This window comes from Paenibacillus taiwanensis DSM 18679, assembly GCF_000425125.1.
Classification (GTDB): Bacteria; Bacillota; Bacilli; order Paenibacillales; family Paenibacillaceae; genus Paenibacillus_B; species Paenibacillus_B taiwanensis.
Genome location: NZ_KE384306.1, coordinates 180,532 through 207,316, shown reverse-complemented (window position 1 = coordinate 207,316; position 26,785 = coordinate 180,532). Strand labels below are relative to the sequence as shown.

Sequence of the window (26,785 nt, the reverse complement as noted above, 5' to 3'; positions counted from 1 at the left end):
GCCGATATGTATCCATGAATGCATTCTAGCTCCCCTGCTCGACCATAAGAAGGAGGATTTCATCCTTTCCCTGAGCAGGGAACTGAAATCCTCCATAACTTACCTATTCAAGGTTACATGTTAGCTGCTTGACCCATGTGCTCATCTAATACACGAACGAGTACCCCGTGGCATTCATTTACACCTGGTTCCGTAATCTTGACACGGCAAAGCTTGCCAATCAAAGATTCATCCCCTTCAAACACCACCTGCAAGTAATTATCCGAATAACCCATTACTTTGCCCTGCCCTGATGCGCCTTTGGAATCCCGCTCTGGAATGACGTCAACCACTTGGCCTACAAATTGCTGTGCGTATTCGAGCTGCATTTTTTCCGACAAATCAATCAGTTCATGAACACGTGCATGCTTGATTTCTTCGTCTACTTGATCTTCCATTCTGGCGGCAGGTGTACCCGTACGCTTCGAATACGGAAATACATGCATTTCCGAAAATCCGACCTGCTTCATAAATTCATACCCTTCACGGAATTGCTCGTCCGTCTCCCCAGGGAAGCCAACGATTACGTCAGTCGTAATCGCTACGTCAGGCATCGCTTGTCGAATGCGGGCAATCTTATCCGCAAATTCTTCTGTCGTATACTTCCGGCGCATACGCTTTAATACTTCTGTATTGCCTGCTTGCAGCGGAATATGAAGATGACGACACATCTTAGTAGATTTGTTTAACACTTCAATCATACCGTCGTCAATCTGACTGGCTTCAATGGAGCTGATGCGAATTCGCTCCAATCCTTCCACCTTGTCCAGATCCTTTAACAGATCAGTTAACGTGTAATTTTCCATATCATCGCCGTAACCGCCAGTATGAATCCCTGTAAGCACAATTTCCTTGTAGCCTGCGGCCACTAGCTGATGAGCCTGCTTGAGCACACTTTCAGCTTCCCGACTACGGGACAAGCCACGTGACCACGGAATAATACAAAACGTGCAGAAGTTATTACATCCTTCTTGAATCTTCAAAAACGCACGCGTGCGCTCAGCAAAGTCAGGCACATCCAACTCTTCAAATGCACGTGTCTTCATAATGTTACGTACCGCATTAATTGGCTTCCGATCGGCATGAAGCTGATTTACATACTCCATCAGCTTTTCGCGATCCTGCGTTCCGATAACTAAATCGACGCCAGGAATGTCCATTATCTCCGCAGGCGATGTTTGCGCATAACAGCCAGTTACCGCAATAATCGCATCCGGGTTGCGGCGAACTGCACGACGAATAATTTGCCGACTTTTTTTGTCACCTGTATTCGTAACTGTACAAGTATTAATTAAATACACGTCAGCGGTCTGTTCGAAATCGACCTGCTCATACCCTTCTGACTTAAACAACTGCCAGATAGCTTCGGTATCATAGAAGTTAACTTTGCAGCCTAATGTGTAAAATGCTACCGATGGCATGTTCACACTCCCCCCATCTCACCAGTCTCGTACAGCAAGCATGCGAGTGCTAGCATACCTGCTGTCTCCGCACGTAATATGCGGCGTCCCAACCCAACACAATGAGCACCTGCGCTGGTGATCTCCTCCACCTCGCGCGGTGCGAATCCGCCTTCCGGACCTACAACAATCATCACTTTGGCATTCCCTTTATGTTCGCGGCGTTCCATTACAAATGGATGTACGATATCTCGTAATTGAGTGCCACGCTCGTCCTCATAACAGAACAACACCAGCTCGTAGCTGGACACGTGCTGAAGCAGCTGCTTCCAGCTCATGCATGGAGCTATCGATGGTACACGATTGCGGTGAGACTGCTCTGCCGCCTCTTTAGCAATCTTGCTCCAACGCTCGATACGCTTCGCTTCTTTCTTTGCATCGTACTGCACGACGGTGCGTTCCGATACAAAAGGAACAAATGAAGCCGCCCCAATTTCTGTGCATTTCTGAATAATGAGTTCCATCTTGTCGCCTTTCGGCAAACTTTGCGCAATGACGATATCGTAATGCGGCTCACGATCAAGTTCCCTCATTTCGACGATACGTGCTTTGACCGTACCCGCCTCAACAGAGGTGTACTCTACTAGTGCTTCGCGAGCTTCCCCATCGCTTACGATAAATAAATCGCCTTCCTTTGTACGCATTACATGCGTCACATGATGGGCGTCCTGCCCGCTAATCTCAATATAATGCTCCCCGAATTGCTCGGGAGCAACAAAATACTTTTGCATCGTGGTCAACATCCCTCATCATACACGTTTTGTAGCCGGATCGCCACCGTTTACAACATTTTGTAATCAAGGCAAATCCGGCACGTTGTACTCATTGCACTAAAGACTAAACACCAATTAGGAAGTAAGCTGCCCGTGAAAACAGCATATATATCGGCTGAATTAGCTCAAACAACGGATCTAGTGTCACACGTCGTAACGGCGGTAAAAAAACAATGAGCAAAAAGATAAAGACGGACCACTGCTCGAACTTCATTAATTTAAGTCGCATGCTGCGCGGTGCAAGGTCCTCTAATATCCGGTACCCATCAAGCGGCGGCAACGGAATCAAGTTAAACAAGAATAACAAAATATTGTACATAATCAAGTAATGGAAAAAGATTTTCAGCGCCAACTGGACACGATCTGCGGCATTAAAGTCAAGCCAGCCAAACTTTGCGCACAAATGAAACACCAGCATGCTGACAAAAGCAAGCAGCAAATTGCTAATTGGGCCAGCAGCGGACACAATGATGCCCATCAAACGCGGATTTTTGAAATTGTCACGATTGACCGGTACTGGCTTGGCCCAACCAAATCCTGCAATAACAAACAATAACGTACCTAACACATCCAGATGTTTAGCTGGGTTTAACGAAACACGGCCCAGCATTTTGGCTGTCGGGTCACCAAATTTCCATGCAAAGAAGGCATGAGAAAACTCATGAACAGTAAATGCAATCATGAGGACCAACAGCAGAAAAGGCAACGTGTCTAATGGCACTGCAAAAAATTTATCCCAATCTCCCATGAACGCTCCGCCTTCCCCTATGCTTTACGAGCAACAAATGCGACCCAATCATCATCACGATTTGTTGCTTCTATACTAAATCCACTTTTCTCTAACGCCTCTTTAACCAACTGCTCTTTGTTCTTGTAAATACCTGAAGCAATGTACAGACCACCAGAAGCTAATGCTTCATAAACATCATCTACAAACAGCAAAATAATTTCCGCTAAAATGTTAGCGACGATGATTTGGACTGGCAGTTGCACACCAAGGTGAGTAGAATCAGCTTGTTCACTCGTTTTGATTACTTGCAGCAAGTCGCCCTCTCGAACCGTAACTTGTTCACTTAAACCGTTCAGTGTCACATTCGCAGCCGCGATGCCAACCGCAACCGGATCCAAGTCGATAGCTAGAACATGACGTGCTCCGAGCTTTAAGGCACCAATCGCAAGTATGCCAGAGCCTGTGCCAACATCAATTATATCTTCCCCACCCTGAATAACATGTTCAAGTGTGCGCAGACACAATGAAGTCGTTGGATGCGTTCCTGTGCCAAAAGCCATCCCAGGATCTATTTCAATAATACGCTCGTCTGCATGAACCGGCTCATAAGTTTCCCATGTCGGCTTAATCGTTAAACGATCAGATACACGCTGCGGCTTGAAGTATTGCTTCCACGCATCAGCCCAATCGTCCTCATGCACCCGTCTCCAGCTAAGCGCAGCAGTTCCTGGATCGATGTCATACGTTCGAAGCTCCTCAATTCGGTTGTAAACCTCCTCGTAAATAGCCTCTAAATCAGAGCCATCTGCAAAATAACCTTTCATGACCGCTTGACCTTCAGGTATATCGTTAAGCGGCCTGTCGTACAACTCGCCGTAAGAAGTGTCCCGCACTTTATTTAACGTACCGGACTCTTCAATACTAACCCCACCTGCACCCGCTTCATGCAAAAAGTTAGAAATCATTTCTGTCGCTTCTTCTGTTGTATGTATCGTTAATTCATGCCAATGCACGGGTGGATATCCCCCTTTAACCAGCTCATTATAAATTGGAATTTTTCCAATCTGCTTATCCACATCCTTATTATTTTACACAAAAAGCAAACTCCTTACAACGATAGCAGCTTTTATGCACGCTGACGTGTAAGGAGTTTGCTAGTGCTTTATTATATGAATCGTGTTCCACGGGAAAAGCCGCTATGGTCTTGAATAATGACCTGCACCTTTTCCCACATCTGTTGCGGCACTTCTGCTTGCAGCAAGTAAGCGCCAGCGTCACGCGCAGACTGAACTTCTTCTATCATCCGAACGGAAGGCAGTCGCAGTGACTGTAGCTTCAGCTCACACATGTGGGCTTTATCCACATGATCGAAGTGCGCTTCTACATAACTCATTGTTGGTCAGCGCGTGAATTGGCTTGTCTTGCACGTTTCGCAGCAGCAAGATCTGCTGCATCTGCTTGATCTGCCGCAAACTCAACATCTGTTGCACGACCCGCAGCCGCTCCTGCAACTCCTGCTGCACCAGCAGCACCTGCTCCATTAGCTACCTCAGCGCCAAATTCCGTGTCATGAGCAATATCTGCAGCAAATTCAGTATCATTTGCTTGGGATGCGCCGACCTTCTTGTTTACAGCCCCGGCACCAAGCAATCCTGAGCCAGCTACAGATGAGTTTTCATTTTTGAATGTCATTTACGAACACCCTCCTCGTTGTAAGTGTAATGGGTTAACTCATGTCAATTCCCTGTACAGTATTTCCGAGCATGAGGTTGCATTATGCATATTTTCACCTCCGTATTTAATTCCTTTAATATCCAATTATGAGTTTACACTTACATTTCTGTTATAAAAATGAGAAGATGGTGACTTATCTGTTTCGTGACGGGAAATAATAGTTCCTGTTCTACATTACATAAGCAAGGAGTGAGTCGATGGTATTTTTAATATCTATTGTTATTATTTTATCTTTTGTACTTTGGGGACTATTTGCTCCTCAACACCTTTCGGAGACGACGGATGTGGCGCTTTCATTTGCAACGAACCGTTTTGGTTGGTTCTATTTGATTGCTGCTCTCATTATTCTTGTATACTCGCTTTACTTGGCATTCAGTAAATTCGGACACATCCGGCTTGGTGACGATGACGACGAGCCTGAATATTCCAATTTGTCATGGTTTGCAATGCTGTTTAGTGCAGGGATGGGTATTGGACTCGTATTCTGGGGTGTTGCTGAGCCCATTAGCCACTTTATGACACCACCCTCTGGCGAACCGTTGACCGCCGATGCAGCAAGAACGGCACTCCGCTACTCCTTTTTCCATTGGGGTCTGCATCCGTGGGGCATTTATACACTCGTTTCGTTAGGTCTCGCCTACTTTACATTCCGTAAAGGATTTAAAGGGCTAATAAGCTGGACGTTTTATCCTTTGTTAGGGAATCGTGTAAATGGACCAATCGGCAAAGTGATCGATATTTTAGCCATTATCGCCACTGCATTCGGGGTAGCGACCTCACTTGGGCTAGGCGCGATGCAAATCAATGGAGGCCTACACCACGTCTTTGGCTTGCCAAGTACAATCACGATGCAGCTCATAATAATTGGAATTGTTACGGTGTTGTTTCTGCTCTCCTCCATTTCAGGATTAGACAAAGGAATCCGTCTGCTCTCGAATACAAATCTGCTAATGGCGATCGGATTGTTGATCATCACGTTTCTAATTGGGCCTACATGGTTTATTTTGGACACCTTTACAACGACGCTTGGCTCTTATTTGCAAAATATTATTCAGATGAGTCTCCGACTGACTCCATTTTCCGAAAATTCATGGATCGCCAACTGGACCCTGTTCTATTGGGCATGGTGGATCGCGTGGGCGCCTTTTGTAGGCTCGTTTATTGCCAGAGTGTCAAAAGGACGCACCATTAAAGAATTTGTGCTCGGTACGATGCTGCTGCCAAGTGGATTCAGCTTTATTTGGTTTGCGACTTTCGGCTCGACTGCGCTTCATTTGGAAATATTTCAAGGCAAGCCTATCGCTGCTGCTGTTAAGGCGGACTTAACTTCTGCGTTATTTATCACTTTGGAAAGCTTGCCTGGAGGCACGTTTCTAGCTGTGCTGGCAACAGCATTAATTGTGACCTTCTTTATTACTTCGGCTGATTCTGCCACGTTTGTTCTTGGTATGATGTCTTCTGATGGCAATCCGAATCCAACAACAGGCATAAAGCTTACTTGGGGCATATTTACCTCTCTAATCGCTTCTGTGCTGCTAATGAGCGGGGGCTTAAATGCACTCCAGACCGCGTCAATTATGACGGCGTTGCCGTTTACCATCGTGCTGCTGTGTATGATAGTGTCAATATCAAGAGCTCTTCATGACGAAGAGCGTGAGTACCGCAAAAAAGAGAAGCAGCGGCGCAAAAAGTTGGATGAACTCCTTCTATAAAATAACAGTAAGCATATATTCATTTTACGGCCTCTTTCGTGTAACTAGCGGATAGATGGCCGTTTTTTGATGTCTCGACTACAATCGTTAACCACTTGTTAATAAAATATTAAAATATGATTGACAATATTGTGAACTTAATTTATAATTTTAATTAACACAAGTAATCTTATTGGAATTTAATGATTTTATTTTTTCCCGCTGTTTACCTTTATTACACCATTGACCGCTTCGTTTTCTCCCACATTCATTTCCATTCACGATTAACACCTCCATGTTATACACATAGTTACAACCTAAGATCCCACATGTCATTTTGTTATTGAGGGGAGTGATGTCTATAGAAGGAAGACCAAGATAGAGATTATCTGTGGCATCGCATCTAGGTACAGTCATCATTTTTACGTGTATAAAATTGATGAATGGAGATGAGAAGCATGAACAAAAAACTTGCGATCTTATTTTTGGGAGCAACGTTATTAGTAGGGGCAGCTCCGGTCGGCGCACAAGGAAATCAGCCTGACAAGTCACAAGCAGATTTTAGCCAGAAAATTTTGGTTGAAGAATGGAAAGCTCCTGCTAGCGGTTCCACAGAAGAGAAAATTTGGAGTTACTTAAATGCACAGGGTGAAAGCCTCAACATTGCTGGCGAAGCGCAGGATCAACTTCGGATTACGAAGAAACTGGTCGATCCAAAGACAGGCACCCAACATTATCGACTCCAGCAATACATTAAAGGCATACCAGTATATGGCGCTGAACAAACCGTCCACTTGGACGCTAAAGGCGACATCTCCTCATACTTAGGCAGTATCGTAACGAATAACACCGAAAGCCTTGAATCACTTCCGAAGCTCAGTTCAGCCGATGCGATCTCGATTGCTAACGCCGATGCCGAGAAGAAAATTGGAAAATTAGGTGAACCTCAAAAAACACCTACTGCAACCCTCTACTACTATCCTCTTGATGGCGTAACGCACCTTGTTTACTTCACAGAAGTCAACGTACTTGAACCAAAGCCGCTGCGTACACATTATTTTATTGATGCAACGAGTGGTGACGTCGTACAAAAGTACGATCTGCTCGAAGAAGTAGCAGCTACTGGAACTGGCGTGCTTGGTGATTCCAAAACATTTGAAGCCACCTTTGCCAGTGGAGCGTATACTTTAAAGGATGCAACACGCGGAAACGGCATCCACACGTTTAGCGCCAACAACTCCAGCTCGTTGCCAGGCACGGTTGTGAAGAGCACAACGACCAACTTTACAGATCGTGCCGCTGTTGATGCACATGCCTACGCAAGTAAAGTATACGACTACTACTTTAACAAGTTTGGTCGCAACAGCTTGGATGGCAACGGCTTCCTCATCAAATCTACAGTTCACTACGGCTACAACTACAGCAATGCCTTCTGGAACGGTGTTCAAATCGTTTACGGTGATGGCAACTCCACTACTTACTATCCTTTCTCTGCTGATTTGGATGTTGTAGGTCATGAATTGACCCACGGTCTTACTGAATTTACAGCAAACCTTAATTACTATGGTGAATCAGGCGCTATCAATGAATCCATTTCCGATATTTTTGGGAATAATATTCAAAAGAAAAATTGGCTGCTCGGTGACGACCTCCACCGTCAAGGCAAGGCGATTCGCTCCTTGCAGAACCCAACACTTTACAATCAGCCCGACCATTACAGCAACCGTTATACCGGTTCATCTGACAATGGCGGTGTTCACATCAACAGCGGGATTAACAACAAAGTATTCTACCTCCTCTCTGAAGGCGGAACACACTACAACGTAAATGTAAATGCTATCGGACGCGAAGCTGCTGCTGCAATCTTCTATCATGCGCTTGTTTACTACTTAACACCAACTTCCAACTTCTCTGCCCTTCGCGCTGCCGCTATTCAATCCGCGAAAGATTTGTATGGCGCCAACTCGTTCCAAGTTGCCTCTGTTACATCTGCTTATCAAGCAGTAGGCGTTAACTAATCCCGTTATCTCCATTTAATCGGTTAATTGGGCGACAGCCCCCTTCCTCATTGTCAACCATTTAACTACCAGATAAGGCCGCGTCATCTATCCGGTGCGCGGTCTTATTCTTTGTGGTCGCAGCTCTACTTAAAGACAACTATAATTAATTCCTCGCTTGTTCATAAACAAAAATTAGTACGGGCTTGTCTGCTTTTGGGATCGGATTTGGTTGGTGCGAATATAATAGCAACTAAGTAAGCGCTTACTAAAATGTAGATCCTATCGAAGGGAGGTGGATGATGTCACATACAAACGAACGATTAGGCTTCGATCACACGAAACGCCTTCTAATCGTAAATGCAGATGACTTCGGGATGTGTCGTTCAACTAACGAAGCGATCAAGCAACTGCTGCAAGAAGAAGTGATTTCATCTGCAACGATTATGATGCCATGTGCGTGGTCTGAGGATGCTGCCCGCTGGAGTGCTGCTAACCGGCAGTTCGATGTTGGAGTACACATGACGTTAACAAGTGAATGGGATGGGTACAAATGGGGGCCCGTCTGCCGACGCATGAATACTTCTTCCTTAACGACAGCACACGGACACTTTCCCGCAAGCTGCCAAGTAGTTGAGCAGCAGGCAGAGGTGGAACAAATTAGACAAGAGTTCATCGCTCAAATTGAAGCGGCCTTGCACCAAGGAATTGATGTGTCACACCTGGATAATCATATGGGAAGTGTATATGGCCTTGCTACGGGCAGAGATTTCTTACAGGTCGTATTTGATTTATGTTCTACTTACGATCTGCCGTTCCGACTGCCAAAAACAGGTATGAATATCCCCCCTGAATTAACAGTACTTGCGAAACAGCGAGCTACGCAGGCGGAGGAACAAGGAATTGTAATCCTAGACGATCTTCTGGGGCTGCGGTATGCGCTTGAGACTGGAGAAACGTATGAGGTAGCTAAAGCATCGATGTGTGCGCTGCTTCGTGGATTGCAGCCGGGGTTATCTGAGCTTATTATACACCCTGCACATGTTTCTGACGAGCTAAAATCAATTACACCGCATTGGCAAAAACGAGGCTTTGAATTTGATTTATTTCGTGACCCCGACATCCGAGAACTGCTGCTAGAAGAGGACATTCAGCTTGTCAGATGGCTTGATGTCCGCCATGCTCAACGTAATAGGCCAATAAAGTAGTAATAAGGGATGGTGTTGTATGGCTCACTCACCACCGCACATGACAATAGCACATAAAGCAGCCTTCACTTCTGGCAATTTTGCTGCCAATCTTATGGCCCAAATGTTCTCTGCCTATATCGTGTATTATTACGTCGATATTTTAGGAGTCCGGCCAGCACATGTTGGAATTGTCATGGTTCTACATGGACTAGTCGGCGCAGTGTTGAATCCATTGTTCGGCTATACGAGCGACCGTATTCGTACACGCTGGGGAAGACGCGTTCCATATATTACTTTTGGCATGCTGCCGTTGGCTGCTGTATTTACACTGCTCTGGATTCCGTTGACGTCTGGACCCGAACTTATCTGGTATTTTTTAGTCATCGTTCTGATCTACGATGTGCTGTACGTTCTCGTTATTCTAAACTACTCCGCCCTTTTTCCCGAGATGTTTGTCTCTGTAAAAGAAAGGGCCTCTGCATCCTCATGGAAACAGATGTTTGGCATACTTGGCATGATTGCTGGCGTTGCCGTTCCGCCTCTAATCTACGTCACATACGGATGGCAGTCGATGGGCCTACTATTCGGCTTCATTTCTGCCGTATCGTTATCCTTGATCGTATGGGGCGCTCATGAAAATAAACTAGCGGCTGTGCCTGCAATGGGCTTCTGGAACGCCATCCGTTACACATGGAGTAATCGCGCCTTTTTTATCTACGTTTTAGGCGGTTTCTTAGTTCAGCTTACGTTTGCGCTGCTTCCTGCAGCCATCCCCTTTTTTACGAAGTACGTGCTTCGTGAATCGGAGCTTGCGAATACCGTTATGCTAGGAACCGTATTTATGACAGCCATTCCATTTGTATACTTTTGGGGGCGGCTGACGAATCGTTATGGCCCGCGCAAGGTTATGTTAGCGACTATTATATGTTACGCTGCATCTTTAAGTCCGCTGCTTTGGGTCACTTCTTCAGTTGCTGCTTATATCACTTCAGCAGGTATAGGAATCGGCTTAGCTGGTATTATCGTATTGTTAGAAGTGTTGTTAGCGGAAGTGATCGACGATGATGAACAGCGCACCGGGGCACGTCGGGAAGGAATGTTTTTTGGCATGAACGGTTTTATTATACGCTTTGGCATCTCTCTGCAAGCCATCATTATGAGTGTTATTCTGGAAAATAGCGGATATCAGGCACAAGCTGCAACTCAACCGGGTTCAGCTCTTGTCGGAATACGGCTAATGCTGGCTGGCATTCCCATTGCGGCATTGCTGCTAGCATTTATATGTTTCTATTTGTATCCCTTACGGACAGGGCGAACCCGTTAAGCAGTTTGTGCGAAAGCAGAATAGGATATGGTTGCATTATTCGTTTAAAGTTCAAAGTAAAAAGCCTCCCTCGACAGGTCATTGACCTGAGGTAGAGAGGCTTCATAAATATAATAGAAGATATTAATCTCCGCGGAATGCCCGCTTCATACGATCAAAAAAAGATTCCTCATGTGTGCCGCTCGGCGCTTCACCACTTACGTTAGCGAACTCACGGAGCGCTTCCTTTTGCTCGTCGTTAAGCTTCGTCGGTGTCACGATTACCACTTTTACATGTTGATCGCCATTACCATTGCCGCGCAGATGTGGGACACCTTTGCCGCGCAAACGGAATTGTGTGCCTGTCTGTGTGCCGGCAGGAATCTTCAGCTTCACTTTATCGTGCAGCGTCGGAATCTCGATCTCGTCTCCAAGTGCTGCTTGTGCAAACGTAAGCGGCACTTCACAGTAGATGTCGTCTTCTTCCCGTTGGAAAAATTCATGCTGCTTCACACGAATGATGATGTACAAATCACCACTTGGACCGCCGCGTTGACCACTTTCACCCTCACCTGACATCCGCAACTGAGCACCATCGAATGCCCCTGCTGGAATGCGTACATGTATTTTGCGCTGCTTCTTCATTGAACCTGCGCCGTGACATGTTCCACACTTCTCACGGATAATCTTGCCGCGCCCTTGACAACTCGAACAAGCTCGGCGGTTCACCATACGTCCAAATGGCGTATTTTGCACCACCTCTTCTTGCCCGCTGCCATGACATTTTGAGCATGCATCTGGCTTCGTCCCTGGCTTGGCTCCCGTACCAAAGCATGTATCACATTGCTCTGTGCGAGGAATAGTAATATCCGTCTCCTTGCCAAAAGCCGCTTCCTTAAACTCAATTGTCATTGTATATTGCAGGTCGCTGCCACGCTGAGGTGCGTTCGGGTCACGCCGATTGCCGCCCCCGCCTCCACCAAAGAACATATCAAATATATCACCAAAGCCACCGAAGTCGCCCGAGAAGCCGCCTCCGCCCTGATTCGGGTCGACGTGTCCATACTGATCATACATGGCACGTTTCTGGCCGTCGCTTAATACGTCATAAGCTTCCTTTACTTCTTTGAACTTATCTTCCGCGTCCGCGGCTTTGTTGACATCCGGGTGATATTGACGGGCGAGCTTCCGATACGCCTTCTTAATATCTTCTTCTCCTGCACCCTTGCTAACGCCAAGCACCTCGTAATAATCACGCTTATCTGCCATTATACCACCCCCACTTGCAATACTAGCCCTATTTACCATGTTATAAGCTTATACTGATGATAACAGCCTAACAAAAGGAAAGTCAAAGCCGAGACTTATCCCGGCTTTGACTCTGTATGGAGACGCTTATTTCTTGTCTTCGTCTACGACTTCATAGTCCGCGTCAACAACATTATCCTGCTTCGCCGCTCCGCCTTCTGGCGCACCTTGCTCTGCTTGTGCCGCTTGCTCGTACAACTTCACAGACAATTGCTGCACAATCTCCATCAACTCGTCTGTAGCTGCTTTGATCGTATCAGCATCGTTACCTTCAAGCGCTTGCTTCACTTTATCTTTAGCTGCGTTCGCTTTGTCGATATCCGCTTGATCTGCTTTATCGCCCAAATCTTTTAGTGTCTTCTCCGTAGTATACACTAATTGGTCAGCGCTGTTGCGGATCTCAACCATTTCTTTACGTTTGTTATCTTCTTCGGCGTGCAGTTCTGCCTCTTTCATCATACGCTCAACTTCTTCATCCGACAAACCGCTCGAAGAGGTGATCGTAATGTTTTGGCTCTTGCCTGTGCCTTTATCCAACGCAGACACTTTTACGATACCGTTCGCATCAATGTCAAATGATACTTCGATTTGAGGCACACCACGTGGAGCTGGTGGAATGTCCGTCAGCATAAAGCGTCCCAACGTTTTGTTGTCGCCTGCCATAGAGCGTTCACCTTGCAAAACATGAATCTCTACACTAGTTTGGCTGTCTGCATAAGTGGAGAACACTTGTGATTTGTTTGTAGGGATCGTTGTGTTACGCTCGATCATTTTCGTAAACACGCCACCAGCTGTCTCGATACCAAGAGACAATGGGGTAACGTCGAGAAGAACGACGTCTTTTACGTCACCTGTCAATACGCCTGCTTGAACAGCAGCTCCAAGTGCTACTACTTCGTCTGGATTTACGCCTTTGTAAGGTTCTTTGCCTGTCAATTTTTTGATCGCTTCTTGCACTGCAGGAATACGAGTCGAACCACCAACGAGTACGATTCTCTCGATATCAGCAGGAGTTAAACCAGCGTCTTGCATAGCTTGACGAGTTGGTCCAAGCGTACGCTCTACCAAATCATGGGACAGCTCTTCGAACTTCGCACGAGTCAAGTTCACTTCCAAATGCTGAGGCACGCCGTCTACAACTGTAATAAACGGAAGGCTGATTGTTGTTGTCAGCACGCCGGACAATTCTTTTTTAGCTTTCTCGGCTGCATCTTTCAGACGTTGCACAGCAGCTTTGTCTTTGCTCAAGTCAATGCCGTTGTCTTTTTTGAATTCAGCTACAAGGTAATCAATAATAACTTGGTCAAAGTCATCTCCACCAAGGTTGTTGTCGCCGCTAGTTGCTTTAACTTCAAAGAAACCATCGCCAAGCTCAAGAATAGATACGTCAAAAGTACCGCCGCCCAAGTCATAAACAAGGATCGTATGGTCGCCCGTTTTGTCAGCACCATATGCCAATGCTGCCGCTGTTGGCTCATTGACGATACGAAGCACGTCAAGACCTGCAATTTTGCCGGCATCTTTAGTTGCTTGACGTTGGGAGTCATTAAAATAAGCTGGAACGGTAATAACAGCTTGTGTTACTGGTTGGCCCAAGTATGCTTCTGCATCGGATTTCAGCTTTTGCAGCACCATTGCAGAAATTTCTTGAGGTGTAAAGTTTTTGTCGTCAATTGTTGTGGAATGATTTGTTCCCATGTGACGTTTAATGGAGCTGATTGTACGATCAGGGTTCGTGATCGCTTGGCGTTTTGCGGTTTCACCAACAATACGCTCGCCATCTTTTTTAAAACCAACTACAGAAGGTGTTGTACGTGCGCCCTCTGGGTTAGGAATAACTACTGCTTCTCCGCCCTCCATTACCGCTACGCAGGAGTTCGTTGTACCTAAGTCAATACCAATTACTTTACTCATGTGAAAATAACCTCCCTTTAAAATGGTTCATGTTTGTCATGTTAATTTCGGTTGTCTCTATTGTAATTAATAGCTCACGCTTGACAAAGCGGACGTTATGACTAAACGTCTGCAATTAGCCGCTTACTTTGACCATTGCTGGACGCAGTACACGATCTTTCAGCATGTAGCCTTTTTGTACTTCTTCAACGACGATACCTTCTTCATACTCCTCAGATTCCACTTGCATAATCGCTTGATGGAATTCAGGATTAAACGCTTCGCCTACTGTATGCATGGCAGTAAGCCCTTCCTGCTCCAATACTTGCTGTAGCTGGCGGAATATCATATCGACGCCCTTCGAGAACGATTCTGTATCGCCACTGTTTGGGTTGGTCGCGATTGCGCGTTCAAAGTTATCCAATATAGGCACCAGTTCGGTCACAAGCTTCAAGGAAGCATATTTCGCCAAATCTTCCTTCTCCTTCAAAGTACGACGGCGGAAGTTGTCGAAATCTGCTTGCGCGCGAAGGTAACGTTGGTGATTCTCCTCTGCTTGCGCCTTGGCTTGTTCCAGCTCGTTGTCTTGAGCAGCTTCTGCTTGCTCTTCCAACTGCTCTTCAACCGTTTCTTCAATCTCCTCTACCTGAGGGGATTGCTCCATATCGGCATTCATTTGATCTTGTTCTGGTTTCAACCCTTTCACCTCCCCTATGTAGTTCACTGAAATAACTGTATATGTTGCGGAATATGATGTCGAATACGCATCTTCATCCGATAAATACCTTTAAGAAAAAATTCAGGACTGCCACTTGCCGTACTGCAATTAACTTGATCTGCCTCTACAGTATGACACCTGAGCCGTCAATCCAAATAGCTGCTGTTCTATGCTTAGCCAGCATCTACACGCATCTTGATGACCGTGTGGATCCGCAGCACAGCGGCTGCAACCTCGCTTGCAGCTTTCAAGGCGTGCAGCTTAACGGCTGCTGGGTCGACGACACCGGCATCGAATACATCCAGTACAGCCCCTGTGTCGCAATCAATGCCAATCGTATCAGTTGCCTCATGTGCCTGTGCAGCTCTTGCTTCTTCCAGCTTCTCCAGTGGATTAAAGCCCGCATTAAGCACAATTTGTGCCATTGGCTTACGCAGCGCTTCTGCGACAGCGGCAATGCCAAATGCCTCCATACCGCGTACCGTCTCGCGGTAACGCTCCAAGGCGTAGGCTACGGCCAATTCGGCGGCTCCGCCGCCTGGCAGTACGCCGCCTTGTATGGCGGCCTGCAAAGCGGCAGCAGCGTCGGCGGCGATGCGCGCCCGCTCTCCGACGACTTCGCGTGTGCTTGCGCCGACTACTAGCGTCACCTGCTTATCACGTACAGCTGGTGACGCCGCTTCGGCATGCGGGGCGTACAAGCGTACACGCTCAAGCCGCTCGTCGTAGCAAGCGCGCGCCGTACATCCAAGCATGCCATCGAGTGATGAGGCATCCTTCCCAAGCGCGGCACGCTTTAGCGGCTTTGCTCCAGTGAGGCGTGCGACACGCTGCACATCGTCGCGGCTTACGCGTTGCAGAACCATCATATCGTGGTCTAGGCAGAACTGCTCAGCTTCAGGGTGAATGCCTCGTTCCAGTACGATAAAGCCAACATCAAGCTCGTGCAGACGCTCCAGCTGCTCCATAAAGTTGGCCCGTAAATGCATGTACTGCTGGAACCCTGCTTCTGTTGTGAGCAGTTGTTCATCCAATGCCTCCGGCTCCAAACTGTCACGCAGAACTAGCACACGACAATTCTCTCTTTCCATCAGCCATTCCCGCTGCAACGGCTTCTGCTTGAGCAGCATGCCATTAAACCATTCATTGCTTGCCTTTTCATGGGCAACAACCGTCTCCGCCAAGCGGAATCGTGGATCACGCAATCGTTCCCAGCCAACAGACTTGCCGGCTTGCAGCACAAGACTGACAATATCCGTCTGTTCCCGTCCTGCGATGTGAACAGCCCGCTGCAACAACGGGTCCTCCCATCCATCCAATTGTACCGCTCGCTTGCGCAGCTCTTCGCTTGCAAACAAAGCTCCCAACTGGATTCCAGCAACAACTTTTGCGGCTGGTACGCCTCTTGTCACTTGATCAACGCCGGCCTGCACTAGCGCACCAGCCAATACAGTTGCCGTAGTTGTTCCGTCGCCAACTTCATGCTGCTGTGCCCGTGCTACTTGAATAACAAGCTTGGCAATGGGATGACTCACATCCATCATTTCCAAGATAGTTACGCCATCATTCGTTATAATAACCTCACCTTGCTGTCCAACTAACATAACATCCAGCCCTTTAGGACCTAACGTACCTTCCACAGCTGAACATAAGGCGCGCACTGCCTGTGCATTGTTGAGGAGCGTAGCGTATTTATCATCATTTTCTTGCCATACACTTTGACCTTGAGACATGTACGACGCTCCTCCTATCTATTCTTCATCATTTCATGATGATCGAATCTTATTATGGTTCATCAGCGACTCCAACGCTTCATAAACAATGCCATCTGGCCCGAAACTTGATTCATCAAATTCATGACCTTTGCGTATTCCATACGAGTAGGGCCCAATAGCCCGATCGTACCTAATGTCTGCCCGTCATACGTATATGTCGCCGTAATTAAGCTGCAATTAGCGATGGCCTCGTGCGAATTCTCCTGACCAATTCTCACTTGTATACCTGTGGGAGATTCCCCGACCACCTTGATGAGGGTCGGTGTTTCCTCAAGCAAATCCCAAATGGTCTTGATTCGGTCAACATCTTTAAATTCCGGCTGCGTAAGCATATTGGTTGTGCCGCTCAAATACACCTCGCGATGTACTTCCTCACCACTCATCACATTTTCAATCATCGCAATCATTTCTTGTGCATGGGAGACATACTTCTTGAGCTCTTGCCCAACCTCTGTATACAATTGCGCTCTAAGCTGGATCAAAGGAATACCCGTCAATTTGGCATTTAAAATGTTTACGACCTTTTCCAACTCAGCAGCAGATACACCCGGTGGAATCGGTACTGTCTTGTTCTCCACATGTCCTGTGCTAGTCACGATAATAGCTACAGCTGTATCTTCTGATAACGGCAACAGTTGAAAATGTCGCAGCGACGTATTAAACATTTCTGGCCCTAATGCAATTGACGTATAATTGGTCAATTGAGCCAGCACTGTTGAAGTATGCTGAACCACCTGTTCCATCGCTGTTATTTTTTCCGCAAACATCGTTTTCAACCGCTTGACTTCTTCTGGCGACAAATCGTCCAACCGAACCAGATGGTCGACATAGTAACGGTAGCCTTTCTGGGAAGGAATGCGTCCTGCCGACGTATGCGGCTGTTCCAAGTAACCAAGCTCCTCAAGATCCGCCATCTCGTTACGTATCGTCGCGGGACTAAATGCTACATCACCGCGTTTTGAGATGCTACGTGAGCCTACAGGTTCAGCTGAGCTGATATAATCATCTACAATAGCTGTCAGAATAAGTCGTTGGCGCTCAGTCAGCATGACACATTCCCCCTTCTGTCTTCCTAGTCTAGTCGTCATCCCCATCAAGCTGGCTTGAAGTCATCCAGATACACAGACAGCACCCTATGAATGCCTGTTTGGCATATCGCTAGGTGCTCTACTTTACTGGTCGTTAGCACTCATCCTCAACGAGTGCTAACTGTTAATACAAAAATACCAAACGGACAAGTCTATTGTCAAGTCAGTTCAGTATGTTAAATGCGTCTATTTTGCATTTTTACGCTGTTTTCTTTGGTTAAAGATCGTTATAGACCTCCCTTCTCCCTTTAGAGATCCTAAAAAGTAACGAATTGAACAAAACAATCGAGATGAAAGGTAACCATTTGTTGATGAATTTATTTGTATTTCCCTCGTTTAAAGATGTCGCTGCTTTGGTACTATGCCACTCATATTGTACGATTTTACAATTTAAAAACGATTTATTTCCAGTATTAATCAATTAGACCTGTACAAGAATGATCTTGCTCGATTATGATGAATAAACAGTGTACTATACTGTGTTAGGTTTCTCCCAATAACAATACGTGGCATGTCTGCCAGAACCTCATAAAAAAGCCACTCCCATTAGCCTGAATACACCAATAAGCAGCAGCTTCATTTATCTATATTAGGTCAATTTAATATTCTCAACACGGCAATCTCATCGCAAGCATGGCGTTTGCTGCAATTAATGCAGTCTTTCCATACTTTTTCAGGGAAAATATCTTTCTCCACCACATGAAAACCATTTTTAATAAAAAAGCGTTCCTCATACGTTAAAGCCATCACTCTTGTCAAACGGCGTTCGCGCGCCATATCCAGCAGTTCATCCACCAACATCGTTCCAATTCCTTTACCTTTGTGGGTAGGCGAAATGCCTAATGAACGAATCTCAACCAACTCTGTGCCCAACTGCGTCAATGAACCACATCCGATTAATTGTCCATCTGCCTCGGCAACGATAAAGTGCTCTAACTGATCCAGCAGCATTTCTCTCGTGCGGGGCAGCATGATCCCTTGTAGCGCATAGCCCTGAATTAATTCGTATAATGCATCTACATCTGCGACTACCGCGCGTCTGCATACTGCCATCGTCATCGCTCTCATCGTTATCCCCCTTGCTCCCAACTGACTTATCTCATTAATGTGTATGAATATACATCATAATGAATATTTTTTCAATAGTTTTCTGAAAAAAAAGATGTCTGATTCACCCTTATGAGGGAACCAGACATCCTCTTTCATTTATGACTTCATTTTAATTGCCAGCTGCCGCTTCTTCTCGCGTCAAAACACCGACAAAAGATCCAAACACGTCGTTTCCAAACAGAACTCCACGTTCAGACAAACGGTAGCCATCTTCGATCACTTCTAATAAATCCGCTTGTATAAGCTTATTCAACTGCACAGCAAAAACATCATCAAAGCTCTTGCCACCGAATTGCTGTGCAAACCGTTGACGGCTAATCCCGCTGTACATACGAAGGCCCACCATCATAAAGTCTTCCATCGCCTCTGCCTCATCAACGGTAAAGGAATCAAGCCGCGGCAGCCCATCCTTGCTCGCCTCCACGTAAGGATTCACGCCTTTAATGTTGATATGCCGCTGCCTGCCTACATAACCGTGAGCGCCAGCACCCAATCCATAATAGTCCTCATTGCGCCAATACGTCGTATTATGACGACTCTCAAACCCTGGCTTCGCAAAATTGCTAATTTCATACTGGTGATACCCAGCGGCCTTCATCCGTTCCATAATAAGCAAATACATATCCAGCTCATCATCTTCATTCGGCAGTGGAAGCTCGTTACGATGATACATCGCGTGGAAGAGCGTATTCTCCTCCACCTTTAGACAGTAGATGGATACGTGCGGAAGATCCAGCTCCAGCGCTTTATCCAAGCTGTGCTCTAACATTTCGACCGTCTGATTTGGCAAACCAAACATCAAATCGATCGACATGTTGTCAAAACCTACGCTGCGTGCCGTAGCAATACTGCGATATACATCGTCTGTATTATGAATGCGGCCTATGCCGTGCAAAAGGTCATTATTAAACGACTGTACGCCAAAGCTAAGTCGATTCACGCCTCCCGCTCGCATCACTTCCAACTTATCCGCATCGGTAGTACCAGGATTAGCCTCCATACTGAACTCAATATGTTCACTCCACTGTGGGAAATGTGTACGTACAGATTGCAAAAAGTATGCCATTTCATCCGGCTTTAATACGGTCGGAGTGCCGCCACCCACAAAAATCGTATCGATAACACCTGGCGGGTTAAGCGCCACCGTGTGTGCCATTTCACGGTCAAGTGCACGCAAGTAGTCCATAACGGGCTGACCCTTAAGCACGTAAGAGTTAAAATCACAATAATGGCATTTGTTCGTACAAAAAGGTATGTGTATATATACCGCACGAGGTGCAGTTGTCATCGAAGTCCCTCCTGCTTACTCAATTATCAGGCGTAACTGTCTCTTATGAGGATAACAGTTCACTGCTGATACGTACCTATTTGTTCAAACGGTACTGTTTTCATTTAACTCTAATTTAACCGATCAAGCAACTGTACAATCCTTATAACAACAAAGATGGGAGCTTGCGCCCCCATCTCACGATTATTATTTAGACTCGTCGATCTTCAGAACAGCCATAAACGCCTCCTGCGGAACCTCAACGCTTCCGACCTGCTTCATGCGTTTTTTACCTTCCTTCTGCTTCTCGAGGAGCTTACGCTTACGGGAAATATCACCGCCGTAACACTTAGCCAATACGTTTTTGCGCATAGCTTTAACCGTCTCACGGGCGATAACTTTTGTTCCGATTGAGGCCTGGATCGGCACTTCAAACATCTGGCGCGGAATCAACTCACGCAGCTTCTCGCAAATCGCCTTGCCCCGGTAATAAGCTCTTTCCTTATGCACAATCACAGACAATGCATCAACCTGCTCGGCGTTCAGCATAATGTCCATCTTCACCAAGTTCGAGCGGCGGTAGCCAGACAATTCATAGTCAAAGGAAGCGTACCCCTTCGTGCTGGACTTCAATTGGTCAAAGAAGTCATACACAATCTCTGATAATGGAATCTGGTACGTAATAGTGACACGTGTCGTATCCAAATATTGCATGTCTACAAATTCGCCCCGTTTACCTTGGCAAAGTTCCATAATGGCACCAACAAAGTCGTTAGGCACGATGATAGCAGCCTTAACAAACGGCTCTTCCACGTACTCAATCTTGCCTTGCTCCGGATAGTTGGACGGATTGTCAATTTGCAACACTTCGTTATTAGTCAAGGTCACACGATAAATAACGCTTGGTGCTGTTGTAATCAGCGGAATGTTAAATTCACGCTCAATACGCTCTTGGATGATCTCCATATGAAGCAGCCCCAGGAATCCACAGCGGAAACCAAATCCGAGCGCTGTCGATGTCTCCGGTTCAAACGTCAGCGACGCATCATTTAACTGAAGTTTCTCCAGTGCTTCACGCAGATCGTTGTAGTCCGATGTCTCAATAGGATACAGTCCACAGAACACCATCGGATTAATCTTGCGGTAACCTGGCAGCGGCTCTGCTGTTGGCAGCTTGGCATCGGTAACGGTGTCACCAACCCGAGTGTCGCCTACGTTCTTGATCCCTGCCACGATAAAGCCTACGTCACCAACGTTAAGCTCATCCACAATCGACATCCGCGGCTTAAATGCACCGACCTCGATCACTTCAAACGTCTTATTTGTTGCCATCATTTTAATTTTGCTGCCTGTACGGATCGAGCCGTTCACAACACGAACATATACAATAACCCCTTTGTACGGGTCATAGTGCGAGTCAAAAATAAGTGCCTTAAGCGGCTCTTCAGGGTCTCCTGTTGGAGCTGGTACTTTCTGTACGACCTGTTCCAAAATCTCACGAATACCAATACCTGCCTTAGCAGACGCAAGAACAGCATCCGAGGTGTCCAGACCAATTACGTCTTCAATCTCTTGCTTCACACGCTCAGGCTCCGCGCTAGGAAGATCGATCTTGTTAATAACCGGAATAATTTCCAGATTGCTATCCAGCGCTAAATACACGTTGGCGAGCGTTTGAGCTTCAATCCCTTGCGCTGCATCAACTACAAGCAATGCGCCTTCACAGGCAGCTAAGCTTCTGGATACTTCATACGTAAAGTCTACGTGTCCCGGCGTATCGATCAAGTTCAAAATGTACTCTTCCCCGTCATCCGCCTTGTAAGTCAGGCGAACGGCCTGAAGCTTAATCGTAATGCCACGTTCCCGCTCCAAATCCATCTGATCCAATACCTGGGCTTGCATTTCACGAGAAGATAAAGCTCCCGTATATTCCAAGATTCGATCGGCAAGTGTTGACTTACCGTGATCAATATGTGCGATAATACAAAAATTGCGAATCTTCTTCTGACGCGTCAGCAGTTCCGTCATTCGTATTCTATACCCCCACCACTGGCCATATATTCAATTTATTTATTATACCGGAAGTGAAGGCCCTCAGCAATGGCAACCGAAAAATCAAACTTTCCCTTTAGAAAGCTCATTTAAAACAGCCCGCTAAACAATCCCACTATCGCTTGAATTCCCGCCTCGGATAATTGCTGGAGGACACCTGCTGTCTTGTCTGCCAACTTATTAACAGGTGCATCCTCTGCTGGTGGCTGAGAAATAGACTTGTGCTTCACGTCTGATTCCTGAGCTCCAACAAAAGTTCCTCTGATTTCCACCTGCTCCTCATCAGTCCATACTTCCTCATCTGTACGTTGAGTCTTTGTACCGCTTTCCTCCTGAACAACGTTACCATCAGCAGTCAACGCAGTATCTGGTGTCTGTGCAGGTTGAAGTTCTTGGGTACGCTGAACAGTCTGTTGAGATGTAGTGGACATCGGTCCATATACACGTTCAATTCCGGACTGTGCCAACTCCATCCCCATCCATATCCCCAATGCCAGTAAGCCTAACAAGCCAAATAATCTGGGCCCAAACCATCTCATGCTTATCCCCCCTAAGACATGTGCTGTCTATACAATTACGCATGATTTCCACTCGTAGTTGAATGTTCACTTACGGTTGTAGCCGGCTTATGTACTGGCTTGGAGATTGGTTTAGAGATTGGTTTAGTTACAGGTTTGGTTACTGGCTTCGTTACAGGTTTAGCTCCATTTTGTTCCTTTATGACTTCTGCAATCAACTCAGCCAACACATCTGCCGTACGATTGCTTTCTGCCAATGTGTTTTCAATGCCGCCGACCTCGATAATGACACTATTTGGCGATAAAGACTGATTGTATTCCCCGTTTGTTCCCTTGGAGGCCGCTTTTCCCCAAATTCCCCGGGAAATACCTGGATACCTAGCTTCCAGTTTTTCATGAATGCTAGCGGCAAATTGTTCATTTTCTTTCCAGTTCGGATTTCGATGTCCGATTACAAAATACACTTGTGCATACGTTTTCCCCTTAATCGTAACCGTCGTATCTTTGCGCCGTGCAGAATCACGATGTATATCAAAGAAAAATTTTAATTTTTTATTGCTGCTCATCGCCTTTTTTACAGTTTGGTTCGAATATTTATAAGAAAAGTTCCAATTGTAACCTTGTACTGTAGATACATAATCTTTACTGGAGTGCAACGCGCCAATCCCTTGCTTCTTCAACTGTTCCTGCAACCGTTTTCCCACGAGGGTAATATTTTTTTTGTCATCATTCGGGTTGTCCGTTTCCTTCTCCAGTTCTGGCTTCCATGACTCCCGATTGTGAGAATGATAAATAAATACGACTTCATCCTCCAAATCACTTGATTGTGTCGATTCATCCACTGGCTCAGAATTAGACTGCTCCGTCTCTGTCTGACCCTCGTCATCCTTTTTCTCCTCATTATGAGTATTCTCTGGGGCTCCGCCATGCTCAGCACCGTTCTCTTCACCAGGTGCAGGTACAAATTCCTCCGGACCTTTTGCATCTTGATTACCAATCGCAAGCCGTAACGGTACGGACGTATCTCGACTCACTCCAGGCATTTCACCCGCGAGCAAAGTTTTCGGATCAAGCGGATTCACATTAGTTACAAGCCTCACAAGCATATGGGCCACATCTTGGCGTGATAGTGCCGCCTTTTCAGGTGACGATTCCATCCTTGGCATTTCCATAGCTAGCATACTGGCAAACCACTGGGTTGAAATTTGCGCTGCTGCACCCTTCATCGAAGACAGTGGAGAGGTCTGAAGACGCTGCTCCAAAATACCTCCGACTCCGATTACCACTATAAACACGGCCGATGCGAGCGCCATTAGCACAAATGTGCGGCCCATCGTCAACAATTCCATCCCTTTACGCTTCAAACGTGCAATATCAATCCATTTTACCGTTGGCTTCATTTAAATGGTCCTCCTTCACAAACAATCTAGCAACTCTAGCAATCTTGGATCATGATTCCCCTTCTAACCTACTTCATCACATGAAATAGCTTTAAAAGAGTTTAAAAGATTGCTGTTACTAGAATCTATGAGGACAACCGATCTGCTAGAACCTTATTTTCGAAAATGAAATTGAATAAGAGTACCCCTTCCAATTTGACTGGATACTAGAATGGAACCTCCATGTGCTTCAACCAATTGCTTCGTAATGGCCATGCCTAACCCGCTCCCCTTGTCCGTATCATCAGTCGTCCGCCCGCGATAATAACGGGTGAACAAATGGCTCTGCAATTCATCATCCATCCCCTTGCCATCATCCTGAAACGAAATCATTACGCTCGCACCAGACTGTTCAAGCTTCACTTTGACGGTTGTTCCATTCGGGTTATGAATCCAACCATTCATACATACATTTTCAACTGCTCTGGTTAAATATCTTACGTCTACGCTCCAATAAACGGGGTGAGGTGCGGGATCAAACTCCAGCTTGGCAGTAGGGTAGCCGGCAATCGGCAGCATACCTGTTAACGTTTCTTTTAACCAACTGTTAAGATCAATAGTTTCAAGCTGCAAGGGAAGTGACTGGCTTTGCAATTGATAGGTCAAATTTAAGTCTAAAATGAGATCGTCCATCCGTTCAGCCTTTTGTTGAATATACTTTGTAAATTCCGTACGCTCCTCTTCCGTCCAATTGTATTGTTCCGCATTTAATAGATGTGCGTATCCGATAATCGAGGCAAGCGGAGTTTTTAAATCGTGGGACAAGCCACTGAGCCATTGATCTCGCTGTACCTCATGCCGCTTTCGCTCGTTCTCGCTTGCTTCTAATCGTTCAGACAACTGTTCCATTGCCTGACGTACATCACTGTAAAGTAAATAGTTCGATTTCATTTTTCCACTGCGTCTAAATGCAGGTGATCTCCCACTGCTCAACACGGGCTCCGTATATTTCCCTTGTGCCATTTGTGCCGCCCAACGCATAAAATGTGACAATGGCCTTGCATTTCGTGTGCTTTGCCAAGACGCCATTAAAACAAATAACAATAACATAATGACCAGAAATACAAGGACTCCTATGGCAATAAGATCGGACTCTCTGTCGATTCGTAAACCCACCACGTCAACGGCAGCCTTCGTAGGGTCATAAGGTATTCTAAGGACCCAAGTATTTCCTGTTTGTTTGTCATATTGATACGCGAACCGCTCTCGGTACCTTTCCTCATACGTCGAACGAAGTGCAAGATCACTGGCACTCATCTGTTTTTCCCCACTTGCACTGGCAGGCTTATTCCAGCTTTCTATTACATTTCCGTTTTTATCTAAAAGTTGTGTCCATGCTTGAACTTTCCGCATCTCAGGTAGCATCATTTCTTTTTCTACCCGCCATCTGTCGAGCAGTTCTGCTGCTTGCGGCTTGCTGCCATAAACAATCGTATACATGTCCTCACCTATTAGCCTAATGTTCACGACAAGCTCGTATGGAAAAGGCACTGTACGCTGCATATAAGCAGCAAGCGCACCTGCATCATATTGCTTTGGTACATCATCCGGTGTAAAAAAGCCGTGTAATTCTCGTCCGTTCGGGTCTAACAGTTGCAGCCAGCCATGACTTGCTTTGACTTGATCAACCATGTCCTGGCTCCATCTTAAAGAACCATAACTATCCTTATAGAAAGACTCCGTTATGAATTGCACTCCATTTCGAGAAAAAGACCGATTCATATCCAAAGATGACATCCGTTCAGCAATCCAAAATAACAATCCTCCAGCACAAAAAACTAGCACAAGCGCCACAAATGTCCACTGCCGTACATAATGCCAGGCTAATCTACGTGTCGTACTCATGTCGTCCCCAATGTGCTGCCGCTTCCAGACTTTGCACCAATTAACTTGTATCCCATCCCTCGTACCGTTAGCAAGTATTGCGGCTCACTCGGATTAGGTTCAATTCGCTCCCGTATACGATGAATATGAACCATAACGGTATTGTCGTCCTTCAAGGCGTCCAAGCCCCATACCTTTTCATACAATTCACCTTTTGAAAAGATTCGATTAGGATGTTTGCACAGAAATAGTAACAGTTGGAATACCATTGCTGGACAGTCAACAGCGCGATGATTCACAATTAATTCGCCCGCTTCCTCCCGAATGAGGAAGTGTCCATAATCATATTCGTTGAATGGCTTAGACTTATAAGCAGGATGAGACATCTCCCCCAAATGCGGCTGTTGCTGTGTCGACATCGCTGTGATCATCCGCTGCTTTAGTGCGAGATGGCGCTTTAAATGCGCCTTCACCCGTGCCGCCAATTCCAAAGGGTTAAACGGCTTTGTAACGTAATCGTCACCACCTAAGGCGAAGCCTGTAAGCTTATCGAGATCGGTCGTTCTAGCCGTTACAAATACGATCGGCGCATCGGTATGAGCCCGAATATGAGGCGCCACATCAAAGCCGCTCCTTCCAGGCAGCGTTACGTCCAAAATAATACAATCCAAAGAGTGCTGCTGACACAGTTCTAATGCTTGTTCTGCGTTAGACGAAGTATGTATATGAAGGAACCCTTCCTTGCGAAGTACAGTCACAACTAAGTTCAGCAGGGCTGCTTCATCCTCAACAACTAACACGTTTGCTTCCCGCCAATCTATCACATCTATCCTCTCCCTTGTCCTTGCACTTCCTCAAGCCCATCCACGTCTCCAA

General features: G+C 46.2%; 22 protein-coding genes. 4 read left to right on the top strand and 18 right to left on the bottom strand.

Features of this window, described 5'->3' with window-relative positions:
* Positions 1-113: 113 nt before the first annotated feature.
* The 6 genes from mtaB to H509_RS24845 form a co-directional block, all read right to left on the bottom strand.
* On the bottom strand, positions 114-1,460 hold the full coding sequence (gene mtaB, locus H509_RS0109735; protein WP_028544916.1) for a tRNA (N(6)-L-threonylcarbamoyladenosine(37)-C(2))-methylthiotransferase MtaB: 1,347 nt from the start codon (positions 1,458-1,460) through the stop codon (positions 114-116).
* 2 nt (positions 1,461-1,462) lie between these two features.
* Positions 1,463-2,230 (bottom strand): 16S rRNA (uracil(1498)-N(3))-methyltransferase, encoded by a 768-nt coding sequence (locus H509_RS0109730; RefSeq protein WP_028544915.1) that lies wholly within the window; start codon positions 2,228-2,230, stop codon positions 1,463-1,465.
* A 106-nt stretch (positions 2,231-2,336) separates the two neighbouring features.
* A complete protein-coding gene (locus tag H509_RS0109725; protein WP_028544914.1) occupies positions 2,337-3,020 on the bottom strand; it encodes a site-2 protease family protein in 684 nt (227 codons plus the stop codon).
* Positions 3,021-3,037: 17 nt separating this feature from the next.
* The gene (gene prmA / locus H509_RS0109720) at positions 3,038-4,015 is read right to left on the bottom strand and encodes a 50S ribosomal protein L11 methyltransferase (protein WP_028544913.1); all 978 of its coding nucleotides are present in this window, start codon (positions 4,013-4,015) and stop codon (positions 3,038-3,040) included.
* 152 nt (positions 4,016-4,167) lie between these two features.
* Complete coding sequence (locus tag H509_RS0109715; protein ID WP_157277604.1) at positions 4,168-4,395, bottom strand: hypothetical protein; 228 nt, start codon at positions 4,393-4,395, stop codon at positions 4,168-4,170.
* The gene (locus H509_RS24845; protein WP_036696883.1) at positions 4,392-4,694 is read right to left on the bottom strand and encodes a hypothetical protein; all 303 of its coding nucleotides are present in this window, start codon (positions 4,692-4,694) and stop codon (positions 4,392-4,394) included. Before H509_RS24845 ends, H509_RS0109715 begins: the two co-directional genes overlap by 4 nt.
* 239 nt (positions 4,695-4,933) lie before the next feature.
* On the opposite strand from H509_RS24845, the gene H509_RS0109705 reads away from it, so the two are divergent.
* From H509_RS0109705 to H509_RS0109690, 4 genes are all read left to right on the top strand, one after another.
* Positions 4,934-6,448, top strand: a complete 1,515-nt coding sequence (locus H509_RS0109705; protein ID WP_028544911.1) for a glycine betaine uptake BCCT transporter — start codon at positions 4,934-4,936, stop codon at positions 6,446-6,448.
* Between the two features lie 437 nt (positions 6,449-6,885).
* Positions 6,886-8,445 carry a M4 family metallopeptidase gene (locus tag H509_RS0109700; protein ID WP_028544910.1) on the top strand — a complete coding sequence of 520 codons (1,560 nt, stop codon included), beginning with the start codon at positions 6,886-6,888 and terminating at the stop codon, positions 8,443-8,445.
* A gap of 281 nt (positions 8,446-8,726) precedes the next feature.
* On the top strand, positions 8,727-9,632 hold the full coding sequence (locus H509_RS0109695; protein WP_028544909.1) for a polysaccharide deacetylase family protein: 906 nt from the start codon (positions 8,727-8,729) through the stop codon (positions 9,630-9,632).
* 40 nt (positions 9,633-9,672) lie between these two features.
* Positions 9,673-10,938, top strand: a complete 1,266-nt coding sequence (locus H509_RS0109690) for an MFS transporter (protein WP_245596019.1) — start codon at positions 9,673-9,675, stop codon at positions 10,936-10,938.
* Positions 10,939-11,061: 123 nt separating this feature from the next.
* On the opposite strand, the gene dnaJ is transcribed toward H509_RS0109690, so the two are convergent.
* From dnaJ to H509_RS0109630, 12 genes are all read right to left on the bottom strand, one after another.
* Positions 11,062-12,186 (bottom strand): molecular chaperone DnaJ, encoded by a 1,125-nt coding sequence (gene dnaJ, locus H509_RS0109685; RefSeq protein WP_028544907.1) that lies wholly within the window; start codon positions 12,184-12,186, stop codon positions 11,062-11,064.
* 126 nt (positions 12,187-12,312) lie between these two features.
* Positions 12,313-14,139: a molecular chaperone DnaK gene (gene dnaK / locus H509_RS0109680; protein WP_028544906.1), complete on the bottom strand. Its 1,827-nt coding sequence runs from the start codon at positions 14,137-14,139 to the stop codon at positions 12,313-12,315.
* A gap of 115 nt (positions 14,140-14,254) precedes the next feature.
* Positions 14,255-14,794: a nucleotide exchange factor GrpE gene (grpE, locus tag H509_RS0109675; protein WP_036697146.1), complete on the bottom strand. Its 540-nt coding sequence runs from the start codon at positions 14,792-14,794 to the stop codon at positions 14,255-14,257.
* 215 nt (positions 14,795-15,009) lie between these two features.
* Complete coding sequence (locus tag H509_RS0109670) at positions 15,010-16,569, bottom strand: TCP-1/cpn60 chaperonin family protein (RefSeq protein ID WP_028544904.1); 1,560 nt, start codon at positions 16,567-16,569, stop codon at positions 15,010-15,012.
* Between the two features lie 62 nt (positions 16,570-16,631).
* Positions 16,632-17,660, bottom strand: a complete 1,029-nt coding sequence (hrcA, locus tag H509_RS0109665) for a heat-inducible transcriptional repressor HrcA (RefSeq protein WP_028544903.1) — start codon at positions 17,658-17,660, stop codon at positions 16,632-16,634.
* A 633-nt stretch (positions 17,661-18,293) separates the two neighbouring features.
* Complete coding sequence (locus H509_RS0109660; RefSeq protein ID WP_245596018.1) at positions 18,294-18,767, bottom strand: N-acetyltransferase; 474 nt, start codon at positions 18,765-18,767, stop codon at positions 18,294-18,296.
* A 151-nt stretch (positions 18,768-18,918) separates the two neighbouring features.
* Positions 18,919-20,097 (bottom strand): radical SAM family heme chaperone HemW, encoded by a 1,179-nt coding sequence (gene hemW / locus H509_RS0109655; RefSeq protein ID WP_028544901.1) that lies wholly within the window; start codon positions 20,095-20,097, stop codon positions 18,919-18,921.
* 186 nt (positions 20,098-20,283) lie between these two features.
* Positions 20,284-22,104, bottom strand: a complete 1,821-nt coding sequence (gene lepA, locus H509_RS0109650) for a translation elongation factor 4 (protein WP_028544900.1) — start codon at positions 22,102-22,104, stop codon at positions 20,284-20,286.
* A gap of 113 nt (positions 22,105-22,217) precedes the next feature.
* On the bottom strand, positions 22,218-22,667 hold the full coding sequence (locus H509_RS0109645; RefSeq protein WP_028544899.1) for a hypothetical protein: 450 nt from the start codon (positions 22,665-22,667) through the stop codon (positions 22,218-22,220).
* Positions 22,668-22,702: 35 nt separating this feature from the next.
* The gene (locus tag H509_RS24840; RefSeq protein WP_084159143.1) at positions 22,703-24,046 is read right to left on the bottom strand and encodes a stage II sporulation protein P; all 1,344 of its coding nucleotides are present in this window, start codon (positions 24,044-24,046) and stop codon (positions 22,703-22,705) included.
* Positions 24,047-24,199: 153 nt separating this feature from the next.
* Positions 24,200-25,930, bottom strand: coding sequence for a HAMP domain-containing sensor histidine kinase (locus tag H509_RS0109635; protein ID WP_028544898.1), 1,731 nt, complete (start codon positions 25,928-25,930; stop codon positions 24,200-24,202).
* Positions 25,927-26,730 carry a response regulator transcription factor gene (locus H509_RS0109630; protein ID WP_028544897.1) on the bottom strand — a complete coding sequence of 268 codons (804 nt, stop codon included), beginning with the start codon at positions 26,728-26,730 and terminating at the stop codon, positions 25,927-25,929. The genes H509_RS0109635 and H509_RS0109630 overlap by 4 nt, the downstream gene beginning before the upstream one ends.
* Between the last annotated feature and the right edge of the window lie 55 nt (positions 26,731-26,785).

Excerpts from the sequence above, each read along its gene's own strand:
- mtaB (WP_028544916.1), bottom strand. The coding sequence starts at position 1,460 with ATGCCATCGGTAGCATTTTACACATTAGGCTGCAAAGTTAACTTCTAT.
- H509_RS0109730 (WP_028544915.1), bottom strand. The coding sequence starts at position 2,230 with ATGCAAAAGTATTTTGTTGCTCCCGAGCAATTCGGGGAGCATTATATT.
- H509_RS0109725 (WP_028544914.1), bottom strand. The coding sequence starts at position 3,020 with ATGGGAGATTGGGATAAATTTTTTGCAGTGCCATTAGACACGTTGCCT.
- H509_RS0109715 (WP_157277604.1), bottom strand. The coding sequence starts at position 4,395 with ATGAGTTATGTAGAAGCGCACTTCGATCATGTGGATAAAGCCCACATG.
- H509_RS24845 (WP_036696883.1), bottom strand. The coding sequence starts at position 4,694 with ATGACATTCAAAAATGAAAACTCATCTGTAGCTGGCTCAGGATTGCTT.
- H509_RS0109705 (WP_028544911.1), top strand. The coding sequence starts at position 4,934 with ATGGTATTTTTAATATCTATTGTTATTATTTTATCTTTTGTACTTTGG.
- H509_RS0109700 (WP_028544910.1), top strand. The coding sequence starts at position 6,886 with ATGAACAAAAAACTTGCGATCTTATTTTTGGGAGCAACGTTATTAGTA.
- H509_RS0109695 (WP_028544909.1), top strand. The coding sequence starts at position 8,727 with ATGTCACATACAAACGAACGATTAGGCTTCGATCACACGAAACGCCTT.
- H509_RS0109690 (WP_245596019.1), top strand. The coding sequence starts at position 9,673 with ATGACAATAGCACATAAAGCAGCCTTCACTTCTGGCAATTTTGCTGCC.
- dnaJ (WP_028544907.1), bottom strand. The coding sequence starts at position 12,186 with ATGGCAGATAAGCGTGATTATTACGAGGTGCTTGGCGTTAGCAAGGGT.
- dnaK (WP_028544906.1), bottom strand. The coding sequence starts at position 14,139 with ATGAGTAAAGTAATTGGTATTGACTTAGGTACAACGAACTCCTGCGTA.
- grpE (WP_036697146.1), bottom strand. The coding sequence starts at position 14,794 with ATGAATGCCGATATGGAGCAATCCCCTCAGGTAGAGGAGATTGAAGAA.
- H509_RS0109670 (WP_028544904.1), bottom strand. The coding sequence starts at position 16,569 with ATGTCTCAAGGTCAAAGTGTATGGCAAGAAAATGATGATAAATACGCT.
- hrcA (WP_028544903.1), bottom strand. The coding sequence starts at position 17,660 with ATGCTGACTGAGCGCCAACGACTTATTCTGACAGCTATTGTAGATGAT.
- H509_RS0109660 (WP_245596018.1), bottom strand. The coding sequence starts at position 18,767 with ATGAGAGCGATGACGATGGCAGTATGCAGACGCGCGGTAGTCGCAGAT.
- hemW (WP_028544901.1), bottom strand. The coding sequence starts at position 20,097 with ATGACAACTGCACCTCGTGCGGTATATATACACATACCTTTTTGTACG.
- lepA (WP_028544900.1), bottom strand. The coding sequence starts at position 22,104 with ATGACGGAACTGCTGACGCGTCAGAAGAAGATTCGCAATTTTTGTATT.
- H509_RS0109645 (WP_028544899.1), bottom strand. The coding sequence starts at position 22,667 with ATGAGATGGTTTGGGCCCAGATTATTTGGCTTGTTAGGCTTACTGGCA.
- H509_RS24840 (WP_084159143.1), bottom strand. The coding sequence starts at position 24,046 with ATGAAGCCAACGGTAAAATGGATTGATATTGCACGTTTGAAGCGTAAA.
- H509_RS0109635 (WP_028544898.1), bottom strand. The coding sequence starts at position 25,930 with ATGAGTACGACACGTAGATTAGCCTGGCATTATGTACGGCAGTGGACA.